The organism is Streptomyces sp. NPDC005485 (assembly GCF_040606085.1).
Lineage (GTDB): Bacteria > Actinomycetota > Actinomycetes > Streptomycetales > Streptomycetaceae > Streptomyces.
In genome coordinates, this window is record NZ_JBEXDZ010000012.1 from 1 (window position 1) to 20,194 (window position 20,194).

The following is a 20,194-nucleotide window of genomic DNA, read 5'->3' on the forward strand; positions in this document are numbered from 1 at the left end:
CCGGCGGTCAGGCCCTGCGGGTCCGGCCGCCGCGCCGGGTGGACTGCGAGGCGCCCCCGAACAGTCGGGCCACCGCCCGGAACGGCAGTGTCACCACAGTGGCGAGCGCCCCGCCGATCTGTCGGAATACGTCTGCGATCGCGCGGAACACGTGCTTCCCCTTTCGTCTCCCGGCGGGTGCGCCGGGAGAGTACGGGTACCTCGTGCCGTGCGGGTCATGCCTTGCCGGTCACGCCCTCGGGGAACGCCCCCGCCGCGAGTGCCGTGCTCAGCAGCCCGGTGGCCAGCTCCGTGAGCCGCTCGACGCCCGCCGCGCCCAGGTGCTCGTACGGCGCGCGGTCCAGCCGGTCGGTCTCCGCCTCGACCCCCTTGCGCAGCGCGATGCCGGCCTGCGTCAGCTCGCCCGCGGCGTCCAGCAGTCCGCGCCCCCGCAGCCGCCCGACCGCCGCGTCCCAGTCCGCCCGTGACCAGCCGCGGGTGGCCAGCGCCCACTTCGGGGCCATGCCCTTGCCGGTCGCGGTGTGGCTCACCAGCGCCTCGACCGGGTCGAGTTCCGCCTCCAGCAGCACCGCGAGGTGGCCGTCGCCGCGGTGCTCGCGCAGCAGGGTGGCCGCGTGCCAGAGCGCCATGTGCGGCGCGTCGGGAACGGGCAGGTCGGCATGGGCGGCGTACAGCGGGCGCGCAGTCCTGCCGCAGGCCTCGGCTGCCCGCAGCGCGAGCTCCGCCGCCTCGGCCACCTCCTTGGCGGCGACGGCGTCCTCGCCGAGCAGCCGCCGCAGTGTCGCGTCGACGGCACGCGCGCGTGCCGCGAGGACGGTCTCGGCGGAGGCCGTCGCCCACACCGCGGGCACGTGCCGTGCCACGAGTTCGTGGCGGAAGTTGTAGAACGTCGCCGTCACCACCCCCGCGCCCACCGGCCCCATCGCGGCCGCGCGCACGGCGAAGTACGCGGCACTGCGGTCCTCGATCCCGACCGAGGCCAGCTCCCGGCCCAGATCGGGGGAGAAGTAGTGCGTCGAGTGGAGCGGATTGAGGATGTTGTGGCAGCGCCGCCCGGCGCGCTCCGGCAGGGGAGAGGTCATGACCTGCACGTTACCGACTGGTCGGTACGGAGGGAACGGGTGAGGGCACCGTGGCAGAAAAGGTGGGGTACTCGTCGTTGCGGCCATCGGGCAGCTGCCCAAGAATCGGGGCATGCGAACCGTCCTGGTCGTTCTCTTCGACGACGTGCAGAGTCTCGATGTCACGGGCCCCATGGAGGTCTTCGCGGGCGCCGAGATCGCGCGCCCGGGGTCCTACCGCATCCGCACCGCGTCCGTGGACGGAGCCCCCGTGCGCGCCTCCAGCGGCCTCACCCTCGTGCCGGACCACGCACTCGCCGACGTACCCGCGCCGCACACCCTGATCGTGCCGGGCGGTACGGGCACCCGGCTCCCGGACCCCCGCCTGACCGGGTGGCTGCGCGTGCACGGGCCGCACTGCGAGCGCCTGGTCTCCGTCTGCACCGGCGCCGTCCTGCTCGCCGAGGCGGGGCTTCTGGACGGCCTGCGGGCGACGACCCACTGGGCGTACTGCGACCAACTCGCCCGCGACCATCCGGCGATCGAGGTCGACCCGGACCCCATCTACGTACGCGACGGACGCGTGGCCACGTCGGCGGGCGTCACCTGCGGCATCGACCTCGCGCTCGCGCTCGTCGAGGAGGACCTCAGCCGTGAGGTCGCGCTCGAGATCGCCCGCCATCTGGTGGTGTTCCTGCGCCGCCCCGGCAACCAGGCCCAGTTCAGCGCACAGCTGGCCGCGCAGACCGCGCGGCGCGAACCGCTGCGCGAGGTCCAGCAGTGGATCACCGAGCACCCTGCCGGCGATCTGTCGGTCGAGGCACTCGCCGCCCGCGCCGGGTTCTCGCCCCGGCACTTCGCCCGCGCCTTCCGGGCCGAGACGGGCACGACGCCCGGCCGCCACGTCGACCGCGTCCGCCTGGAACACGCCCGGCGCCTCCTGGAGGACACCGCCGACGGCGTCGAGGAGGTCTCCCGAGCGAGCGGCTACGGCACACCGGAGGCGATGCGCCGCGCCTTCGTCAAAGCGCTCGACACGCCACCGGCCGAGTACCGACGCCGATTCCGCCCGTCACTCACCAACTGAACGTCACTGAACCTCACAGAACCTCACCCAGGAGAGAACGCCATGCAGATCGCGATCGTCCTCTACGACCGCTTCACCGCCCTGGACGCCGTGGGCCCGTACGAGACCCTCGGACGGCTGCCCGACGCGGAGACCGTGTTCGTCGCCGAGCACACGGGCCCGGTCCGCAACGACGTGGGAAGCCTCGCCCTCACGGCCGACCGGACTCTGGCCGAGGTGGCGCACCCCGACATCGTCGTGGTCCCCGGCGGCCCGGGACAGTTCGACCAGATGGGCAACGAGGTGCTGCTGGACTGGCTGCGCGCCGTCGACGCCACGAGCACTTGGACGACGTCCGTGTGCAGCGGCTCGCTGCTGCTCGGCGCCGCCGGGCTCCTCGACGGCCGCCGCGCCACCTCCCACTGGCTGGCCCTCGACCTCCTCAAGGAGTACGGCGCCGAGGCGACCGGGGAGCGGGTCGTGTTCGACGGCAAGTACGTCACCGCCGCCGGCGTCTCCTCCGGAATCGACATGGGGCTCACCCTGGTCGGCAAAGTCGCGGGCGACGAACACGCCCAGGCCGTCCAGCTGTTGACGGAGTACGACCCGCAGCCGCCCTACGACGCGGGATCGCCGCACAAGGCGCCCGCGTACCTCGTCGAGGAGTTCCGCACCAACAACCGCTTCAGCCTGACGTAGTCCAGGTGAACCGCGGCTGTCTGCGCTCCAGGAAGGCGGTGACCCCCTCCTCGGTGTCACCACTGCCGAGCGCCTGCGCGGCCCAGTGGGCATCGCGGTCCCTGCGGCCGTCCGCGAACTCCTTGGCGGCGGCCTGCGTCAGCTGCGAGCGCGAGACCAGCACCCGGGTGAACTCGGCGACACGCTTGTCGAGTTCACCCGAGGGCAGCAGCTCGTCCACCAGGCCGGTACGCAGCGCCCGCTCCGCATCGATCAACTCGCCCGAGAACAGCAGGTACTTGGTGGTCGCAGGGCCCACCAGCGACACCAACCGCCGGGTGGACGAGGCCGCGTAGACGATCCCGAGCTTGGCCGGAGTCACCCCGAACAACGCCCCCTCCTCCGCGAACCGCAGGTCGCAGGCCGCCGCGAGCTGCGAGCCGCCGCCCACGCAGTACCCGCGGACTGCCGCGAGCGTCGGCTTCGGGAACGCGGCGAGCGCCTCCTCGGCGGCCACGGCCAGGCGCTGCGCCTCGTCCGGGGACCCGCGCAGGGTCGAGATGTCGGCCCCGGCGCAGAACGTCCCGCCCTCACCGGTCAGAACCAGTGCGTGTACATCGGCGTCGACGGTCAACTCGTCGAGCAAGGGCGGCAGCGCCCGCCACATACCGGCCGTCATGGCGTTGCGCTTGGCCGGATGGTGGATGACGACGGTGGCGACACCGTCGGTGACGCGGTGCAGTAGCTGCGGCTCCATGAGCCGGATGCTATCCGCAACCGTCGAACGCACGATCAAGAAGGGGTAGGCGCGCGAGGAGGCGCTGATGGACGGATCGAAGTCGGCCGGGCCAGGTGCGACGCCCGGTGCGGCCACCGCCGAGGACGAGACCGCCAAGCTCAGCCGCGGCTTCGGCTGGCTCGCCGCACTCGGCGTGATCCTGGTGATCGCCGGGCTGGTCGGACTCATCTACACCGGGCTCGCCACCCTCACCTCGATGCTGCTGTTCGGGTGGCTGCTCCTGATCGGCGGTGTGGTGGGGCTGCTGCACGCGATCCAGGCACGCGGCACCAACTTCTTCTGGCTCGGCGTCGTCGTCGCGGCCCTGAACATCGCGGCGGGCGTGGTGATCATGAGCAGGCCGGAGGCGGCCGCAGAGGCGCTGACCATGTTCGCGGCCCTGCTGTTCCTGACCGGCGGTGTGTTCCGGCTGGCCGGCAGCCTCGTGGTGCGCGGCCCGCAGTTCGGCTGGACCCTGCTGCAGGGCACCTTCGACCTGCTGCTCGGCATCCTCGTGCTCGCCGCCTGGCCGAGCAGCAGCAAGTACGTCATCGGCACCTTCTTCGGACTGGCGCTGCTCTTCGACGGCCTCGGCCTGATCGCCACCGGCTACGGCGGGCGCCGCATCGTCGGCATGGTCTCCGAACGGCTCACCGCGGAGGCGGCCGAGGGAGACGAATCGGTTGAGTCCGGCGGCAAACCCGTACAACCCGAATAGTTCTGTAAGTCGGCACAACGGGGACGGGATCGGTCCCATCAGGTGACGTCGTCATACCCGAACGGTCAAATGCCGTCGATAGTCGCTGACTTCTGTTCAGTTCTCGGGTCCGGAGCAGCGCGTTACTGACACTCGACGTGTGGTGACAATCGAGCGCAAGGGTGGCGACCGAACGATGGAGAACCATGGGCGGGGGCCCGACCCGCGCCCAGAAGTCGGCGGGCAGACGCCCCCCGACGCGAGACCGCCGGGACCGCTGCCGTACGAAGGGGTGTGGCGGTTCACCGCTCCCGCCGTCGACGCCTCCGTACCCCAGGCGCGGCACGCCGTCCGCGATCTGCTCGCCCGGCAGGGAGTGCCCGTGTCGGCCGATCTGGTCCACGGACTCCTGCTGATCGTCTCCGAACTGGTCACGAACGCCGTCCGGCACGCGGCCCTGCTGTCGCCGATGCTCGCGGTCGAGATCGCCGTCGGCGCCGAGTGGGTGCGGGTCTCCGTGGAGGACAACCACCCCTACCGCCCGACAGCCCTGGAGGCCGACCACGGGCAGACCGGCGGCCGGGGCCTGCTGCTCGTGCGGGAGGTCACCAGGGAGGCGGGCGGGGTGTGCGACGTCGAGCACACGGCGAGCGGCGGCAAGGTGATCTGGGCCGCCCTGCCGCTCAAGCCCGCCGAACTGATCTGAGGGCCGGGGCTACCAGCCCGCGGCCGGGCCCGTGAGCTCCCGGACCGCGGGACGAGCCGCGTCCAGCACCGTCATGAACCACGACGAGAAGGTGTCCTTCGCGTGCCGCTCGGCCAGTTCGGCGGCGGTCACGAAGGCCGTCGTGCCGACCTCCTCCGGGTCGGGCCGCAGCGCCGACTGCACCATCCCGACGAAGAGGTGGTTGTACTCCTGCTCCACCAGGCCCGAGTCCGGGTCCGGGTGGTTGTAGCGGACGGTGCCCGCCTCGGCCATCAGCGACGGCGAGACCCCGAGCTCTTCGTACGTCCGCCGGGCAGCCGCCGCGAAGGGCGCCTCGCCGGGATAGGGGTGGCCGCAGCAGGTGTTCGACCAGACGCCCGGGGAGTGGTACTTGCCGAGGGCCCGCTGCTGCAGCAGCAGCCGGCCGCGCTCGTCGAAGAGGAACACGGAGAACGCGCGGTGCAGTTGCCCCGGCGCCTGGTGGGCGGCGAGCTTCTCCGCCGTGCCGATGGTGTTGCCGTCCTCGTCGACCAGTTCCAGCATGATCGCTTCAGCGGTGCCGTTCGACGAACTGTGCGTCGCGGTGGCAGGTGTGATCGGCATACCCATCCTTCGCCTCGGTCTTCGAACCTCAAGTCTGCCGTACGAAACCGGCACTCCCGACACTTCGCGGCTCCCGCATGTCCCGCCCCGCGAGCCGTCGGATACCCGTTCGTGCCCGGTGACGGCGACGGGGAACCGCGCCGCGGCGCTGATACGCCAGGCGTCTGCTGCCGGCCGCCTGCGACGACCGGAGGTGGTGCGTAGCCGGTCCTCAGTGGCAGAGCCTCGCCTCGTGCTCCGCGTGACCGCTCGGCTCCAGCTGGAACGTGCAGTGCTCCACGTCGAAGTGGTCGCCCAGGCAGCCCTGGAGCTCGTGGAGCATCTTCTCGTGGCCGATCGCGTTGAGCGTGTCGGAGCTGACGACCACGTGGGCGGAGAGGACCGGCATGCCCGAGGTGATGGTCCAGGCGTGCAGGTCGTGGACGTCCTCGACGCCGGGCAGCGCGATGATGTGCGCCCGCACCTCCGCCATGTCGACGTCCTTGGGAGCCGCCTCCAGCAGGACGTCGAGCGTCTCGTGCAGGAGCTTCCAGGTGCGCGGCACGATCATCAGGCCGATGACGAGCGAGGCGATCGGGTCGGCGGCCTGCCAGCCGGTCGTCATGATGACGAGGGCGGAGATCAGCACCGCCAGCGAACCCAGCGCGTCCGCAGCCACCTCCAGGAAGGCGCCGCGCACGTTCAGGCTGTCCTTCTGGCCCCGCATCAGCAGCGTCAGCGAGATCATGTTCGCGACCAGGCCGATCAGACCGAACACGACGGTCAGGCCGCCCTCGGTGTCGGCGGGCGTCATGAAGCGCTGGATCGCCTCGTACAGGACGTAACCGCCGACCCCGAGCAGCAGCAGACAGTTGGCGAGCGCGGCGAGGATCTCGGCGCGCGCGTACCCGAACGTGCGGTTCGTGCTCGCCGGCCGGTTGGCGAAGTGGATCGCGAGCAGCGCCATGCCCAGGCCCAGCGCGTCCGTCGCCATGTGCGCCGAGTCCGCGATGAGCGCGAGCGAGTCCGCGAGGAGACCGCCGACGATCTCGACGACCATCACGGCGAGCGTGATCGACAGCGCGACGCGCAGTCTTCCCCGGTACGCCGCGGCCGCCGTACCCGTGGTGGGCGCGGCGTGCGCGTGTCCGTGATCGTGCCCAGCCCCCATGGAAGCCGCCTTCCTGCGCTCTGCTCGGGATCACAGTGAACTACGGGCAGGGGGTATCGGGCAACGCGGCAGTGAACACCGTTGTCATGTGCCCTGACCTGCGGAAACGATCCGCTGGTCAGAGCATCGGAAGATCACCTGGCGGATGTCTCGGGATGGTGCAGCAGCCAGCCCTCCCACGCCGACTCGACCATCTCGCGTACCCCTCGCCGTGCGCTCCAGCCCAGCTCGGCCGCGGCTCGGGCGGCCGAGGCGACCGCGCGCGGCGCGTCACCGGGACGGCGCGGCTCGACGAGCGCCGGCCGGGTGTCTCCGCTCACCTCGCCTATCAGCGTGAGGAGCTCGCGCACCGACACGCCTTCGCCGCGGCCGACGTTCACCGTCAGATCGCCCCCGGCGGTGTCCCCGGCCAGCCGCCGGGCCGCTGCGAGGTGGGCCTCGGCGAGGTCGGAGACGTGGATGTAGTCACGGATGCAGGTGCCGTCAGGCGTGGGGTAGTCGTCGCCGAAGATCCGCGGGGACTCGTCGCGCGTGAGCCGGTCGAAGACCATCGGGACCACGTTGAAGACGCCGGTGTCGGCCAGCTCCGGCGCGGCCGCCCCCGCCACGTTGAAGTAGCGCAGGCACACGGTCGCGATGCCGTGGGCTCGGCCCGCCGCCCGCACCAGCCACTCCCCGGCCAGCTTCGTCTCGCCGTAGGGGTTCACCGGGGCGCAGGAGGTGTCCTCCGTGATGAGGTCCACGTCCGGGTTGCCGTAGACGGCCGCGGAAGAGGAGAACAGGAAGCGCCGGACATCCGCCCCGGCCGCCGCCTCCAGGAGCGTGGCGAGGCCGCCCACGTTCTCCTGGTAGTAGCGCGTCGGCTGGGCCACGGACTCACCGACCTGCTTGCGGGCCGCGAGATGCACCACACCCGTCACCGCGTGCTCGGCGAGGACCCGCTTCAGCAGCTGCCCGTCCAGCGACGAACCCTGCACCAGCTCGATGTCCGCCGGGAGGCGGGCCGGCACCCCGGCCGACAGGTCGTCGAGCACGACGACGCGCTCACCGGCCCCGGCCATCGCCCGCGTCACGTGTGCCCCGATGTATCCGGCCCCGCCGGTGATCAGCCATGTCATGGACGCCCACCCTATGCCGGTGCCCCGCGCGCCCCGGCCCGAGCCGTTCACGACCGTGTCCTGGGCCGCCGTGGGCAATGCCGTGAATGTGCCGGTATGCGGCAGCGGTTTGTGGCGCGGGCCCCGGATCCCCGATGATGATCGCGGCGGAGGCGACCGAGCAGACCGGGTTGATCGGGCCGTGAACGGGCGGTGAACGGCCGCTTCCGTTCATCCGATAGCCTCTGCCGACACGCCGCCCGGCCGCTGTTCTCGGCGCCAGGGCGCCCTCCATCACGCAACGCCCGGCGCGAGGCCGCGCCGGGCACCCAGGGAGTGAGTTCGCTGTCGACCGCCATCCTCACCGGCCAGCCGGTCCCCGGATCGTCGCTCGAGGGCGATCTGCGGTCGCTCGGCTTCGACGTGCGGGTCGCCTCCGACGCCGGTGACGCCGAAACGCTCCTCGCCGCGGTCCCGGCGGACCAGCGCGTCGCCCTCGTCGACGCCCGCTTCGTCGGGCACCTCCACGCACTGCGCCTCGGCCTCACCGACCCCCGGTTCGCCGCCGCGGGCCTGCCCGGCGCCGTCACCGTGCAGCCCGAGGCCCGCCGGGCGCTGACCCGGGCCATGGCCCGCGAGAGCTCCGCAGCCGGAAGTGTCGCCGTCGCCACGGACAACCTCGCCGACCGCATCACCGCGGCCCTCGCCGCGGACGGCCTCGACGTGCGCCGCCCGGAACTCGGCACGCTCGTCGCCGCGGTCCCCGCCGACCCCCAGGAGCGCAACGAAGCACGGCAGGCCGTCTCCGCCGTGGACGACGAGGCCGTACGGCTGCGCTCCGCGGTGAAGGCCCGCGACGGCTTCTTCACGACGTACTGCATCAGCCCGTACTCGCGCTACATCGCCCGCTGGTGCGCCCGCCGTGGCCTGACCCCGAACCAGGTCACCACCGCCTCGCTCATCACCGCCCTGATCGCGGCGGGCTGCGCCGCCACCGGCACCCGCGCCGGGTTCGTCGCGGCGGGACTGCTCCTGCTGTTCTCCTTCGTCCTGGACTGCACCGACGGGCAGCTCGCCCGCTACTCGCTGCAGTACTCCACGCTCGGCGCCTGGCTCGACGCGACCTTCGACCGCGCCAAGGAGTACGCCTACTACGCGGGCCTCGCCCTCGGGGCGGCCCGCGGCGGCGACGACGTGTGGGCGCTCGCCCTCGGCGCGATGATCCTTCAGACCTGCCGGCACGTCGTCGACTTCTCCTTCAACGAGGCGAACCACGACGCCACCGCCAACACCAGCCCCACCGCCGCCCTCTCCGACAAGCTCGACAGCGTCGGCTGGACGGTCTGGGTGCGCCGGATGATCGTGCTCCCGATCGGCGAGCGCTGGGCGATGATCGCCGTCCTGACGGCCCTCACCACGCCCCGCATCACCTTCTACGCCCTGCTCGTCGGCTGCGCCTTCGCGGCGACGTACACGACGGCCGGCCGGGTGCTGCGCTCGCTGACCCGCAAGGCGAAGCGCACGGACCGGGCCGCGCAGGCGCTGGCGGACCTGGCGGACAGCGGACCGCTCGTCGAACTGCTCACCCCCGTCCTGCGGGGCAAGCCGCGCCGCACAGCCCCGCTCTCCGCGGCCCTCGGAGCCGTCGCGATGGTGGCCGCGGCCTGGGCGTTCGGGCCGGGCTGGCAGCTGGTCCTGATGGCCGGCCTGTACGTCCTGCTGTCGGTGGAAGCCGTGTCGCACCCCCTCAAGGGCGCCCTGGACTGGCTGATCCCGCCGTTCTTCCGGGCGGCCGAGTACTGCACCGTGCTGATCCTGGCCGCCGAAGCGGACGTGAACGGAGCCCTTCCTGCGGCTTTCGGCCTGGTGGCCGCGGTCGCCTACCATCACTACGACACGGTGTACCGCATTCGCGGCAACGCCGGCGCGTCCCCGCACTGGCTGGTGCGGGCGATCGGCGGGCACGAAGGCAGGACGCTGCTGGTCACCGTCCTGGCCGCGCTGCTCACCGCCACACAGTTCAAGGTCGCGCTCACGGCGCTCGCCGTGGCCGTGGCCCTGCTGGTGCTCTTCGAGAGCATCCGCTTCTGGGTGTCCTCCGGGGCCCCCGCCGTACACGATGAAGGAGAACCCGCATGATCGGCCTCGTGCTGGCGGCCGGCGCCGGAAGGCGTCTGCGTCCCTACACCGACAGCCTCCCCAAGGCTCTCGTTCCGGTGGGACCCGCAGGCATAGAGGACAGCATCACGGTTCTCGACCTGACCCTCGGCAACTTCGCGGAGATCGGCCTGACGGAGGTCGGCATCATCGTCGGCTACCGCAAGGAAGCCGTGTACGAGCGCCAGGCCGCCCTTGAAGCGAAGTACGGCGTCAAGATCACGCTGATCGACAACGACAAGGCCGAGGAGTGGAACAACGCCTACTCCCTGTGGTGCGGCCGTGACGCCCTCAAGGACGGCGTGATCCTCGCCAACGGCGACACCGTCCACCCGGTCTCCGTCGAGAAGACGCTGCTCGCCGCCCGCGGCGACGGCAAGAAGATCATCCTCGCCCTCGACACGGTGAAGTCCCTCGCCGACGAGGAGATGAAGGTCGTCGTGGACCCCGCCAAGGGCGTCCAGAAGATCACCAAGCTGATGGACCCGTCCGAGGCCACCGGTGAGTACATCGGGGTCACCCTCATCGAGGGCGAGGCCGCCGCCGAGCTGGCCGACGCCCTGAAGACGGTGTGGGAGGCCGACCCGCAGCAGTTCTACGAGCACGGCTACCAGGAACTGGTCAACCGCGGCTTCCGGATCGACGTGGCGCCGATCGGCGACGTCAAGTGGGTCGAGATCGACAACCACGAGGACCTCGCCAAGGGACGGGAGATCGCGTGCCAGTACTGACGAGGCTCATTCCCTCGCCGGTCGTCGTGGACATCCGCCCGGGTGCCCTGGACGACCTGGCGAGCGTGCTCTCCGACCAGCGGATCTCGCACTCCGGCAAGCTGGCCATCGCGGTCAGCAACGGCTCGGGCGCCCGGCTGCGCGAGCGGCTGGAGCCCTCGCTGCCGGGTGCGACCTGGTACGAGGTCGGCGGCGGCACCCTCGACGACGCGGTCCGGCTGGCCGACGCCATAAAGTCCGGCCACTACGACGCCGTCGTGGGTCTCGGCGGCGGCAAGATCATCGACTGCGCGAAGTTCGCCTCCGCGCGCGTCGGCCTCCCGCTGGTCGCCGTCGCCACGAACCTCGCGCACGACGGCCTGTGCTCGCCGGTCGCGACGCTCGACAACGACGCGGGCCGCGGCTCCTACGGCGTACCGAATCCCATCGCGGTCGTCATCGACCTCGACGTGATCCGGGAGGCCCCGGTCCGCTTCGTCCGCTCCGGCATCGGCGACGCCCTGTCCAACATCTCCGCGGTGGCGGACTGGGAGCTGGCCGGCCGCGTCAACGGCGAGAAGATCGACGGTCTCGCCGCCGCGATGGCCCGGCAGGCCGGCGAGGCCGTGCTGCGCCACCCCGGCGGGGTCGGCGACGACGCCTTCCTCCAGGTGCTGGCCGAGGCACTGGTCCTCACCGGGATCGCCATGTCGGTGTCGGGCGACTCCCGCCCCTCCTCCGGCGCCTGCCACGAGATCAACCACGCCTTCGACCTCCTCTTCCCCAAGCGCGCGGCGAGCCACGGCGAGCAGTGCGGTCTGGGCGCGGCCTTCGCGATGTACCTGCGAGGGGCGCACGAGGAGGCGGCCTACATGGCCGAGGTACTGCGCCGGCACGGACTGCCGGTGCTGCCGGAGGAGATCGGCTTCACCGTGGACGAGTTCGTCCAGGTCGTGGAGTTCGCTCCGCAGACCCGGCCCGGCCGCTACACGATCCTCGAGCACCTCGACCTGAAGACCAACCAGATCAAGGACATCTACACCGACTATGCCAAGGCCATCAGTAGCTGAACTCCGCCCCGTCGTTCACCCCGCAGGGGTGAAGGACCGGCGCAGCGGTGAGCACTGGATGGGACGCCTCTACATGCGTGAGGTGTCCCTGCGAATCGACCGCTACCTGGTCGACACCAGGGTCACGCCCAACCAGCTCACCTACCTGATGACCGTTTTCGGTGTACTCGCGGCCCCGGCACTTCTGGTGCCGGGGATCGCGGGCGCCGTGCTCGGCGTCGTGATGGTCCAGCTGTACCTGCTGCTGGACTGCGTCGACGGCGAAGTCGCGCGCTGGAACAAGCAGTTCTCACTCGGCGGGGTCTACCTGGACCGGGTCGGGGCCTATCTCACCGATGCCGCGGTCCTGGTCGGCCTCGGCCTGCGCGCCGCCGATCTGTGGGGCCCCGGGCGCATCGACTGGCTGTGGGCCTTCCTCGGCACCCTGGCCGCCCTCGGCGCGATCCTCGTCAAGGCCGAGACCGACCTCGTCGGCGTCGCCCGCCACCAGGGTGGGCTGCCGCCGGTGAAGGAGGCCGCGTCCGAGCCGCGCTCCTCCGGCATGGCACTGGCCCGCAGGGCCGCCGGCGCACTCAAGTTCCACCGGCTGATCCTCGGAATCGAGGCGTCCCTGCTGATCCTGGTCCTCGCGATCATGGACGCGAGCCGGGGCGACCTGTTCTTCACCCGCCTCGGCACCGCCGTACTCGCCGGCATCGCACTGCTCCAGACCCTGCTGCACCTCGTGTCCATCCTCGCCTCCAGCAGGCTGAAATGAGTACGGCCATGAACAGTGCGGCCCTGAAGGTCGGCGCGGTCATCATCACCATGGGCAACCGCCCCGACGAGCTGCGCGCCCTGCTCGACTCCGTCGCCAAGCAGGACGGCGACGCGGTCCAGGTCGTCGTGGTCGGCAACGGCTCGCCCGTCCCGGAGGTCCCCGAGGGCGTCCGTACGGTCGAGCTGCCCGAGAACCTGGGCATCCCCGGCGGCCGCAACGTCGGCATCGAGGCCTTCGGCCCCGGCGGCACCGACGTCGACATCCTGCTCTTCCTGGACGACGACGGCCTGCTCGCCCAGCACGACACGGCCGAGCTGTGCCGCGCCGCCTTCGCGGCCGACCCCGAGCTCGGCATCATCAGCTTCCGCATCGCCGACCCCGAGACCGGCGTCACCCAGCGCCGCCATGTGCCGCGGCTGCGCGCCTCCGACCCGATGCGCAACTCCCGTGTGACCACCTTCCTCGGCGGCGCCAACGCCGTCCGTACGAAGGTGCTGGCCGAGGTCGGCGGCCTCCCGGACGCGTTCTTCTACGCGCACGAGGAAACCGACCTGGCATGGCGGGCCCTCGACGCGGGCTGGATGATCGACTACCGGTCCGACATGGTGCTGTACCACCCCACGACCGCCCCGTCCCGGCACGCGGTCTACCACCGCATGGTGGCCCGCAACCGCGTCTGGCTCGCGCGCCGCAACCTGCCCGCGCCGCTGGTCCCGGTCTACCTCGGCGTCTGGATGCTCCTGACGCTGGCCCGCAGGCCCTCCGCCCCCGCCCTGAAGGCGTGGTTCGGCGGTTTCAAGGAGGGCTGGACCAGCCCGTGCGGGCCCCGGCGCCCCATGAAGTGGCGTACGGTGTGGCGGCTGACCCGACTGGGCCGACCGCCGGTCATCTGACAAGCTCGATATCTGAGAGCATGCGGCCGTACCCCGGTGCCTGGCGTGTGCCCAGGCCCGATCCGGCTGCGTACTGATGCGTAATGATGCGTACTTAGAGGACGAAAGTTTCCACTTGTGAGTGAGACAACGCATGACGGCGGAGTCGCGGTGAGCGCCCGACCGTCGCCCGATGAAGGGCTGTCATCGGCCGACCTGGCTGACAAGTACGGGCTCGCCGTGAGCGGCGCCCGGCCCGGCCTCGCCGAGTACGTCCGCCAGCTCTGGGGACGGCGTCACTTCATCCTTGCCTTCTCGCAGGCGAAGCTCACCGCGCAGTACAGCCAGGCCAAGCTCGGCCAGCTGTGGCAGGTGGCCACACCGCTGCTGAACGCGGCCGTGTACTACTTCATCTTCGGCTTCATCCTCAAGGCCAGCCGAGGCATGGCGCACGACGTGTACATCCCGTTCCTGGTCACCGGCGTGTTCGTCTTCACCTTCACGCAGAGCTCGATCATGGCGGGGGTCCGCGCGATCTCCGGCAACCTCGGCCTGGTGCGCGCGCTGCACTTCCCGCGCGCCTCGCTGCCGATCTCCTTCGCGCTGCAGCAGCTCCAGCAGCTGCTCTTCTCGATGATCGTGCTGTTCGCCGTGGCGGTCGCGTTCGGTAGCTACCCCGGTCTGTCGTGGCTGCTGATCTTCCCGGTGCTGGTCCTGCAGTTCCTGTTCAACACCGGCCTCGCGCTGATCGTGGCCCGGGCGGGCGCCAAGACCCCCGACCTCGCGCAGCTGATGCCGTTCCTGCTGCGCACCTGGATGTACGCGTCCGGCGTGATGTTCTCCATCGCGCACATGCTGGAGGGCCGCCCGGAGTGGATCGCCCGCGCCCTCCAGGTGAACCCGGCCGCCGTCTACATGGACCTGATGCGCTTCGCGCTCATCGACGGCTACGGATCCGGCAACCTGCCGCCACATGTCTGGCTCATCGCGCTGTTCTGGGCCGTGGCGATCTCCGTCGGCGGATTCGTGTACTTCTGGAAGGCGGAAGAGAGGTACGGCCGTGGCTGAGACCGAGCAGCGTTCCCACGTTCCCACCGTCATCGCGGACGAGCTGCACATCGTCTACCGCGTCAACGGAGCCAAGACCGGCAAGGGCAGCGCGACCTCCGCCCTCAGCCGCATCCTCAAGCGCGGCGAGGAGCGCGGCGTGCGCAAGGTGCACGCCGTCAGGGGCGTCTCCTTCACCGCCTACCGCGGCGAGGCCATCGGCCTGATCGGCTCCAACGGCTCCGGCAAGTCCACCCTGCTGCGCGCGATCGCCGGGCTGCTCCCCGCCGAGAAGGGCCACGTCTACACCGACGGTCAGCCCTCGCTGCTCGGCGTCAACGCGGCCCTGATGAACGACCTGACCGGCGAGCGGAACGTCATCCTGGGCGGCCTCGCCATGGGCATGTCCCGCGAGCAGATCAAGGAGCGCTACGAGGACATCGTCGAATTCTCGGGCATCAACGAGAAGGGCGACTTCATCACCCTCCCGATGCGCACCTACTCGTCCGGCATGGCGGCCCGCCTGCGCTTCTCCATCGCCGCCGCCAAGGACCACGACGTCCTGATGATCGACGAGGCCCTCGCCACCGGCGACCGCAAGTTCCAGAAGCGCTCCGAGGCCCGCATCCGCGAGCTGCGCAAGGAAGCCGGCACGGTGTTCCTGGTCAGCCACAACAACAAGTCGATCCGCGACACCTGCGACCGCGTCCTGTGGCTGGAACGCGGTGAGCTGCGCATGGACGGCCCGACCGACGAGGTCCTCAAGGAATACGAGAAGTTCACGGGTAAGTGACCCGAATTGCCCAGGGCCCCGCCGGAACTGTTCCGGCGGGGCCCTGCGTCTGCAAGGGAAACGCCAACTGCCTCTGCCCTTAGGAATCTTGACGCCAATCGGTGTGTTCTTGTGATGTGCAGGACACCCCGACGGAGCATGGCGCGTTGTACAACGTAAGCTGTACCGGTGCTGAATCGCGTCAAGTGGGGCGATAATGCGCGACACCGGCACCGCCGCGCTGCGCGGACCTCCGGGCGGCGTGTCCGAAATGGGCAGTATTGGGTCGGCAGTGTAGAACGGGAGATGTGACGGCCATGGCTATGGAAACTCTCCAGCTGCGCGCTGCGCGTGCCGTCCCCGTACCGGGAAGTGAGCGGTGACGGGAGCCGGGACGGAGCGCGCCGGGGACCCCGAGCGCAGCACGCTCGACAAGGCCGCGCACGAGAACTTCCCCGTGGCGCCGTTCTTTCTGCCCAAGGCCTGGCGCGACGACCTGATGGCCGTGTACGGCTTCGCCCGCCTCGTGGACGACATCGGCGACGGCGACCTGGCCCCCGGCGGCGCGGACGCCCGCCTGCTCGGCGTTTCGCCGCAGGACGCCGACGACCGGCTGCTCCTGCTCGACGCCTTCGAGGCCGACCTGCACCGGGTGTTCGACTCGACGCCGCGCCACCCCCTGCTGCGCAGGCTGCAGCCCACCGTCCGGCGCGCCCGCCTCACCCCCGAGCCCTTCCTCGGCCTGATCGCCGCCAACCGCCAGGACCAGCTGGTCACGCGGTACGAGACATACGAGGACCTGGTCGCCTACTGCGAGCTCTCCGCCAACCCCGTCGGTCGCCTCGTCCTCTCCGTCACCGGCACCTCGACGCCCGAGCGTGTCCGCCGCTCCGACGCCGTCTGCACCGCACTGCAGATCGTCGAACACCTCCAGGACGTCGCCGAGGACCTCGGCCGCGACCGGATCTACCTGCCCGCCCAGGACATGAAGCGCTTTCACGTCCAGGAGGCGGATCTCGCCACGTCCACCGCGGGCGCATCATTGCGCGCTCTGGTTGCATACGAATCGGAACGCGCCCTGAACCTCCTGAATGAAGGCACCCCCCTCGTGGGTAGCGTCCACGGCAGGCTGAAGCTGCTGCTCGCAGGGTTCGTGGCGGGGGGAAGGGCGGCGATCCACGCGATCGCCGCCGCTGGATACGACGTACTTCCCGGCCCGCCCAAGCCCGGCAAGCTCCGGCTGCTGCGTGAGGCGGGCGTGACTCTGCGAGGAGAGGGGTGATCCGGACCGTGGAGTCGGAACAGCATGTGTCCGCACCGGTACTCGCCGCGTACAGCTACTGCGAGGCAGTGACCGGGCAGCAGGCCAGGAACTTCGCGTACGGCATCAGACTGCTGCCGACGCCCAAGCGCCGTGCGATGTCCGCGCTCTACGCGTTCTCGCGGCGCGTCGACGACATCGGTGACGGTGCGCTCGCACCGGACGTCAAGGCGACCCGTCTGGAGGAGACGAGGGCGCTGCTCAAACAGGTCCGCGAGGGCCTGATCGACGAGGACGACACCGACCCGGTCGCGGTCGCCCTCGCCCACGCGGGCAGGCACTTCCCGATCCCGCTCGGGGGCCTCGACGAGCTCATCGACGGCGTCGTGATGGACGTCCGCGGCGAGACCTACGAGACCTGGGACGACCTGAAGGTCTACTGCCGCTGTGTGGCCGGGGCGATCGGGCGGCTCTCGCTCGGGGTGTTCGGCACGGAACGGGGAGCGCGCGGAGCCGAGCGCGCGCCGGAGTATGCCGACACGCTCGGGCTCGCGCTCCAGCTCACCAACATCCTGCGGGACGTGCGTGAGGACGCCGAGGGCGGGCGTACCTATCTGCCCGCCGACGACCTGGCCAAGTTCGGCTGTTCGGCCGGGTTCAGCGGGGCGAATCCACCCGAGGGTTCCGATTTCGCGGGCCTCGTGCACTTCGAAGTGCGTCGGGCCCGCGCTCTTTTCGCGGAGGGCTACCGGTTGCTGCCCATGCTGGACCGGCGCAGCGGCGCCTGTGTGGCGGCCATGGCCGGCATCTACCGCCGCCTCCTCGACCGCATCGAGCGCGAGCCGGAGGCGGTGCTGCGCGGCCGGGTCTCGCTGCCCGGACGGGAGAAGGCCTACGTCGCCGTGCGCGGTCTGTCGGGCCTCGACGCCCGGCATGTGTCGCGCCAGGCCGTCAGGAGGCGTGCCTGATGGACAAACTGGGCCAAGGTGATTCCAACGGAGGAAACCGGCAGGCAACCCTCCGCTGCCGCGTGGCGTCCCTGACTGCAACGACCTGCCGTGCATCGTTCAAGCACCGCGGCACGGTCGAGGGGGAGGGTGCACGATGAGTGAGGCCACGGAGGCCGAGACGCCGGGTGCGTCCGTGCCGGCGTCCGCCGTGGTGGTCGGCGGAGGACTCGCCGGGATCACCGCCGCGCTCGCGCTCGCCGACGCCGGCGTGCGGGTGACCCTGCTGGAGGGGCGGCCACGGCTCGGCGGACTCGCCTTCTCCTTCCGGCGCGGCGATCTCACCGTGGACAACGGACAGCACGTGTACCTGCGCTGCTGCACCGCCTACCGGTGGTTCCTCGACCGCGTCGACGGAGCCTCGCTCGCGCCGTTGCAGGATCGTCTCGACGTGCCCGTTCTCGACGCAGCGGCCAAGCCCGGGCGACGGCTCGGCAGAATCGGCCGCACGGCGCTGCCCGTACCGCTGCATCTGGCGAAAAGCCTCGCGACCTATCCTCATCTGTCGCTCGCCGAGCGCGCCAAGGTCGGCCGTGCCGCACTGGCGCTCAAGGGCCTCGATCTCGCCGATCCGGCGCTCGACGAGCAGAACTTCGGCGCCTGGCTGGCCGAGCACGGTCAGTCGCAGCGTGCCATCGAGGCACTGTGGGACCTGGTGGGGGTCGCCACCCTCAACGCGGTGGCCGGCGATGCTTCGCTCGGGCTCGCCGCGATGGTGTTCAAGACCGGTCTGCTGTCCGACCCGGGCGCGGCCGACATCGGCTGGGCGCGCGTCCCGCTGGGCGAACTGCACGACACTCTGGCCCGCAAGGCGCTCGACTCCGCGGGCGTGCGTACCGAAGTCCGTACACGCGTCACCTCCATCTCCCCCTACGAAAACGGGCGTTGGAGCGTTCAGGTTCCCGGCGAGAGCATCGACGCCGACGCGGTCGTCCTCGCCGTACCCCAGCGCGAGACGCACGACCTGCTGCCCGAGGGTGCGCTCGACGACCCCGGACGGCTGCTGGAGATCGGCACCGCTCCGATCCTCAACATCCATGTGGTCTACGACCGCAAGGTGCTCGCGAGGCCGTTCTTCGCGGCGCTCGGCTCCCCGGTGCAGTGGGTCTTCGACCGCACCGAGGCGTCCGGGCTGCGGGAGGGCCAGTACCTGGCGCTGTCGCAGTCCGCGGCGCAGGACGAGATCGACGCGCCCGTCGCCGCACTGCGCGAGCGCTATCTGCCGGAGCTGGAGCGGCTGCTGCCCGGCGCGCGCGGCGCCGAGGTGAAGGACTTCTTCGTGACCCGGGAGCGCACGGCGACGTTCGCCCCCACCCCCGGCGTCGGGCGACTGCGGCCCGGCGCCCGCACCAAGGCCCCCGGCCTGTACCTGGCCGGAGCGTGGACCGCCACAGGGTGGCCCGCGACCATGGAGAGTGCGGTCCGCAGTGGTGTCGGTGCGGCCGGTGCCGCACTGAGCGCCCTGGGCCGGTCCCGCGATCACCTTCTCGAAGTCTTCGAGTCCTTCGAGGAGGCGGCATGACGCTCGATCTGCACGGGACTGGTCCCCGCACCCCCGGTACCGCAACAAGAGGAGAGACTGTGCCCACTGTGCCCCCGGCCGAAACGGCTGCCGACGCGGTGGACGTGACCGCGCTCCTGGAGCGCGGCCGGACCCTGGCAACACCGGTACTGCGGGCGGCCGTCGACCGCCTGGCACCCCCCATGGACACCGTCGCCGCCTACCACTTCGGCTGGATCGACGCCGAGGGCAACCCCGCCGACGGTGACGGCGGCAAGGCCGTGCGCCCCGCGCTCGCCGTGCTCTCCGCGCAGGCCGCCGGCGCCGACCCCGAGGTCGGCGTGCCCGGCGCTGTCGCGGTCGAGCTGGTGCACAACTTCTCGCTGCTGCACGACGACCTCATGGACGGGGACGAGCAGCGCCGCCACCGCGACACCGTCTGGAAGGTGCACGGGCCCGCCCAGGCCATCCTCGTCGGCGACGCCCTGTTCGCGCTGGCCAACGAAGTTCTGCTGGAACTGGGCACCGTCGAGGCCGGCCGTGCCACCCGCCGACTGACCAGCGCCACCCGTGCCCTCATCGACGGCCAGGCGCAGGACATCTCCTACGAGCACCGCGAGCGCGTCACCGTCGAGGAGTGCCTGGAGATGGAGGGCAACAAGACGGGCGCCCTGCTCGCCTGCGCCTGCTCCATCGGCGCGGTGCTCGGCGGCGCCGACGACCGCACGGCCGACACTCTGGAGAAGTACGGCTACCACCTCGGCCTCGCCTTCCAGGCCGTCGACGACCTCCTCGGCATCTGGGGCGACCCGGAGGCCACCGGCAAGCAGACCTGGAGCGATCTGCGTCAGCGCAAGAAGTCCCTGCCCGTGGTGGCCGCGCTCGCCGCGGGCGGACCCGCCTCCGAGCGCCTCGGCGAACTCCTCGCCGCCGACGCCAAGAGCAACGACTTCGAGAACTTCTCCGAGGAGGAGTTCGCCGCGCGCGCCGCGCTCATCGAGGAGGCGGGCGGCCGCGAGTGGACCGCCCAGGAGGCGCGCCGCCAGCACACCATCGCCATCGACGCACTGGACTCCATCGCCATGCCCGAGCGGGTGCGGGACGAGTTCGTGGCGCTGGCCGACTTCGTCGTCGTACGGAAGAGATGATCGTTATCGGTCGAATATCCCTCGCTTAGTCGCCGGCCGGTGCCCGGCAGCGC

At 71.0% G+C, this 20,194-nt stretch carries 22 protein-coding genes; 16 read left to right on the forward strand and 6 right to left on the reverse strand.

Going from position 1 to position 20,194, the window contains the following annotated elements; genetic code table 11:
* Positions 1–7: 7 nt before the first annotated feature.
* Both ABZS97_RS06685 and ABZS97_RS06690 read right to left on the reverse strand, forming a co-directional pair.
* Entirely contained in the window at positions 8–151 is a 144-nt protein-coding gene (locus tag ABZS97_RS06685; RefSeq protein WP_356134336.1) for an LPFR motif small protein, read from the reverse strand.
* Positions 152–215: 64 nt separating this feature from the next.
* A complete protein-coding gene (locus tag ABZS97_RS06690) occupies positions 216–1,082 on the reverse strand; it encodes a hypothetical protein (RefSeq protein ID WP_356134338.1) in 867 nt (288 codons plus the stop codon).
* A 112-nt stretch (positions 1,083–1,194) separates the two neighbouring features.
* Between ABZS97_RS06690 and ABZS97_RS06695 the strand changes: the two genes are divergently transcribed.
* Positions 1,195–2,148, forward strand: a complete 954-nt coding sequence (locus ABZS97_RS06695; RefSeq protein WP_356134340.1) for a GlxA family transcriptional regulator — start codon at positions 1,195–1,197, stop codon at positions 2,146–2,148.
* 42 nt (positions 2,149–2,190) lie between these two features.
* Positions 2,191–2,826 (forward strand): DJ-1/PfpI family protein, encoded by a 636-nt coding sequence (locus ABZS97_RS06700; protein ID WP_356134342.1) that lies wholly within the window; start codon positions 2,191–2,193, stop codon positions 2,824–2,826.
* Here the strand turns inward: ABZS97_RS06700 and ABZS97_RS06705 are convergent.
* The gene (locus ABZS97_RS06705) at positions 2,813–3,562 is read right to left on the reverse strand and encodes an enoyl-CoA hydratase-related protein (protein ID WP_356134344.1); all 750 of its coding nucleotides are present in this window, start codon (positions 3,560–3,562) and stop codon (positions 2,813–2,815) included. The two genes, ABZS97_RS06700 and ABZS97_RS06705, sit on opposite strands and share 14 nt — an antisense overlap.
* A gap of 67 nt (positions 3,563–3,629) precedes the next feature.
* Here ABZS97_RS06705 and ABZS97_RS06710 point away from each other — a divergent pair, with 67 nt between their 5' ends.
* Together ABZS97_RS06710 and ABZS97_RS06715 are read left to right on the forward strand one after the other, a co-directional pair.
* Positions 3,630–4,301, forward strand: coding sequence for an HdeD family acid-resistance protein (locus ABZS97_RS06710; RefSeq protein WP_356134346.1), 672 nt, complete (start codon positions 3,630–3,632; stop codon positions 4,299–4,301).
* Between the two features lie 175 nt (positions 4,302–4,476).
* Positions 4,477–4,986 carry an ATP-binding protein gene (locus ABZS97_RS06715; RefSeq protein ID WP_356134519.1) on the forward strand — a complete coding sequence of 170 codons (510 nt, stop codon included), beginning with the start codon at positions 4,477–4,479 and terminating at the stop codon, positions 4,984–4,986.
* Between the two features lie 9 nt (positions 4,987–4,995).
* Here ABZS97_RS06715 and idi read toward each other — a convergent pair whose 3' ends face one another.
* The 3 genes from idi to galE form a co-directional block, all read right to left on the reverse strand.
* Positions 4,996–5,589 carry an isopentenyl-diphosphate Delta-isomerase gene (idi, locus tag ABZS97_RS06720; protein ID WP_356134348.1) on the reverse strand — a complete coding sequence of 198 codons (594 nt, stop codon included), beginning with the start codon at positions 5,587–5,589 and terminating at the stop codon, positions 4,996–4,998.
* 211 nt (positions 5,590–5,800) lie between these two features.
* Positions 5,801–6,739 carry a cation diffusion facilitator family transporter gene (locus ABZS97_RS06725; protein ID WP_356134350.1) on the reverse strand — a complete coding sequence of 313 codons (939 nt, stop codon included), beginning with the start codon at positions 6,737–6,739 and terminating at the stop codon, positions 5,801–5,803.
* 134 nt (positions 6,740–6,873) lie between these two features.
* The gene (gene galE / locus ABZS97_RS06730; RefSeq protein ID WP_356134521.1) at positions 6,874–7,857 is read right to left on the reverse strand and encodes a UDP-glucose 4-epimerase GalE; all 984 of its coding nucleotides are present in this window, start codon (positions 7,855–7,857) and stop codon (positions 6,874–6,876) included.
* Positions 7,858–8,181: 324 nt separating this feature from the next.
* Here galE and ABZS97_RS06735 point away from each other — a divergent pair, with 324 nt between their 5' ends.
* The 12 genes from ABZS97_RS06735 (at position 8,182) to ABZS97_RS06790 (ending at position 20,141) form a co-directional block, all read left to right on the forward strand.
* Complete coding sequence (locus ABZS97_RS06735) at positions 8,182–9,975, forward strand: DUF5941 domain-containing protein (RefSeq protein ID WP_356134523.1); 1,794 nt, start codon at positions 8,182–8,184, stop codon at positions 9,973–9,975.
* Positions 9,972–10,724 carry a phosphocholine cytidylyltransferase family protein gene (locus ABZS97_RS06740; RefSeq protein ID WP_356134352.1) on the forward strand — a complete coding sequence of 251 codons (753 nt, stop codon included), beginning with the start codon at positions 9,972–9,974 and terminating at the stop codon, positions 10,722–10,724. The genes ABZS97_RS06735 and ABZS97_RS06740 overlap by 4 nt, the downstream gene beginning before the upstream one ends.
* Positions 10,712–11,773, forward strand: a complete 1,062-nt coding sequence (locus tag ABZS97_RS06745) for an iron-containing alcohol dehydrogenase family protein (protein WP_356134354.1) — start codon at positions 10,712–10,714, stop codon at positions 11,771–11,773. Before ABZS97_RS06740 ends, ABZS97_RS06745 begins: the two co-directional genes overlap by 13 nt.
* Positions 11,751–12,530, forward strand: coding sequence for a CDP-alcohol phosphatidyltransferase family protein (locus ABZS97_RS06750; protein ID WP_356134356.1), 780 nt, complete (start codon positions 11,751–11,753; stop codon positions 12,528–12,530). The genes ABZS97_RS06745 and ABZS97_RS06750 overlap by 23 nt, the downstream gene beginning before the upstream one ends.
* 8 nt (positions 12,531–12,538) lie before the next feature.
* Entirely contained in the window at positions 12,539–13,426 is an 888-nt protein-coding gene (locus tag ABZS97_RS06755; RefSeq protein ID WP_356134358.1) for a glycosyltransferase, read from the forward strand.
* A 117-nt stretch (positions 13,427–13,543) separates the two neighbouring features.
* Complete coding sequence (locus ABZS97_RS06760) at positions 13,544–14,473, forward strand: ABC transporter permease (RefSeq protein WP_356134360.1); 930 nt, start codon at positions 13,544–13,546, stop codon at positions 14,471–14,473.
* The gene (locus tag ABZS97_RS06765; RefSeq protein WP_356134362.1) at positions 14,466–15,245 is read left to right on the forward strand and encodes an ABC transporter ATP-binding protein; all 780 of its coding nucleotides are present in this window, start codon (positions 14,466–14,468) and stop codon (positions 15,243–15,245) included. Before ABZS97_RS06760 ends, ABZS97_RS06765 begins: the two co-directional genes overlap by 8 nt.
* A gap of 358 nt (positions 15,246–15,603) precedes the next feature.
* On the forward strand, positions 15,604–16,506 hold the full coding sequence (gene hpnC / locus ABZS97_RS06770; protein ID WP_356134364.1) for a squalene synthase HpnC: 903 nt from the start codon (positions 15,604–15,606) through the stop codon (positions 16,504–16,506).
* Positions 16,503–17,453 (forward strand): presqualene diphosphate synthase HpnD, encoded by a 951-nt coding sequence (gene hpnD / locus ABZS97_RS06775; protein ID WP_356134366.1) that lies wholly within the window; start codon positions 16,503–16,505, stop codon positions 17,451–17,453. The genes hpnC and hpnD overlap by 4 nt, the downstream gene beginning before the upstream one ends.
* On the forward strand, positions 17,453–17,593 hold the full coding sequence (locus ABZS97_RS06780; protein ID WP_356134368.1) for a DUF6380 family protein: 141 nt from the start codon (positions 17,453–17,455) through the stop codon (positions 17,591–17,593). Before hpnD ends, ABZS97_RS06780 begins: the two co-directional genes overlap by 1 nt.
* Positions 17,590–19,014: a hydroxysqualene dehydroxylase HpnE gene (gene hpnE, locus ABZS97_RS06785; RefSeq protein WP_356134370.1), complete on the forward strand. Its 1,425-nt coding sequence runs from the start codon at positions 17,590–17,592 to the stop codon at positions 19,012–19,014. The genes ABZS97_RS06780 and hpnE overlap by 4 nt, the downstream gene beginning before the upstream one ends.
* Positions 19,011–20,141 (forward strand): polyprenyl synthetase family protein, encoded by a 1,131-nt coding sequence (locus ABZS97_RS06790; RefSeq protein WP_356134372.1) that lies wholly within the window; start codon positions 19,011–19,013, stop codon positions 20,139–20,141. Before hpnE ends, ABZS97_RS06790 begins: the two co-directional genes overlap by 4 nt.
* The last annotated feature ends 53 nt before the right edge of the window (positions 20,142–20,194 follow it).

Excerpts from the sequence above, each read along its gene's own strand:
- ABZS97_RS06690 (WP_356134338.1), bottom strand. The coding sequence starts at position 1,082 with ATGACCTCTCCCCTGCCGGAGCGCGCCGGGCGGCGCTGCCACAACATC.
- ABZS97_RS06695 (WP_356134340.1), top strand. The coding sequence starts at position 1,195 with ATGCGAACCGTCCTGGTCGTTCTCTTCGACGACGTGCAGAGTCTCGAT.
- ABZS97_RS06700 (WP_356134342.1), top strand. The coding sequence starts at position 2,191 with ATGCAGATCGCGATCGTCCTCTACGACCGCTTCACCGCCCTGGACGCC.
- ABZS97_RS06705 (WP_356134344.1), bottom strand. The coding sequence starts at position 3,562 with ATGGAGCCGCAGCTACTGCACCGCGTCACCGACGGTGTCGCCACCGTC.
- ABZS97_RS06710 (WP_356134346.1), top strand. The coding sequence starts at position 3,630 with ATGGACGGATCGAAGTCGGCCGGGCCAGGTGCGACGCCCGGTGCGGCC.
- ABZS97_RS06715 (WP_356134519.1), top strand. The coding sequence starts at position 4,477 with ATGGAGAACCATGGGCGGGGGCCCGACCCGCGCCCAGAAGTCGGCGGG.
- idi (WP_356134348.1), bottom strand. The coding sequence starts at position 5,589 with ATGCCGATCACACCTGCCACCGCGACGCACAGTTCGTCGAACGGCACC.
- ABZS97_RS06725 (WP_356134350.1), bottom strand. The coding sequence starts at position 6,739 with ATGGGGGCTGGGCACGATCACGGACACGCGCACGCCGCGCCCACCACG.
- galE (WP_356134521.1), bottom strand. The coding sequence starts at position 7,857 with ATGACATGGCTGATCACCGGCGGGGCCGGATACATCGGGGCACACGTG.
- ABZS97_RS06740 (WP_356134352.1), top strand. The coding sequence starts at position 9,972 with ATGATCGGCCTCGTGCTGGCGGCCGGCGCCGGAAGGCGTCTGCGTCCC.
- ABZS97_RS06750 (WP_356134356.1), top strand. The coding sequence starts at position 11,751 with ATGCCAAGGCCATCAGTAGCTGAACTCCGCCCCGTCGTTCACCCCGCA.
- ABZS97_RS06755 (WP_356134358.1), top strand. The coding sequence starts at position 12,539 with ATGAACAGTGCGGCCCTGAAGGTCGGCGCGGTCATCATCACCATGGGC.
- ABZS97_RS06780 (WP_356134368.1), top strand. The coding sequence starts at position 17,453 with ATGGACAAACTGGGCCAAGGTGATTCCAACGGAGGAAACCGGCAGGCA.
- hpnE (WP_356134370.1), top strand. The coding sequence starts at position 17,590 with ATGAGTGAGGCCACGGAGGCCGAGACGCCGGGTGCGTCCGTGCCGGCG.
- ABZS97_RS06790 (WP_356134372.1), top strand. The coding sequence starts at position 19,011 with ATGACGCTCGATCTGCACGGGACTGGTCCCCGCACCCCCGGTACCGCA.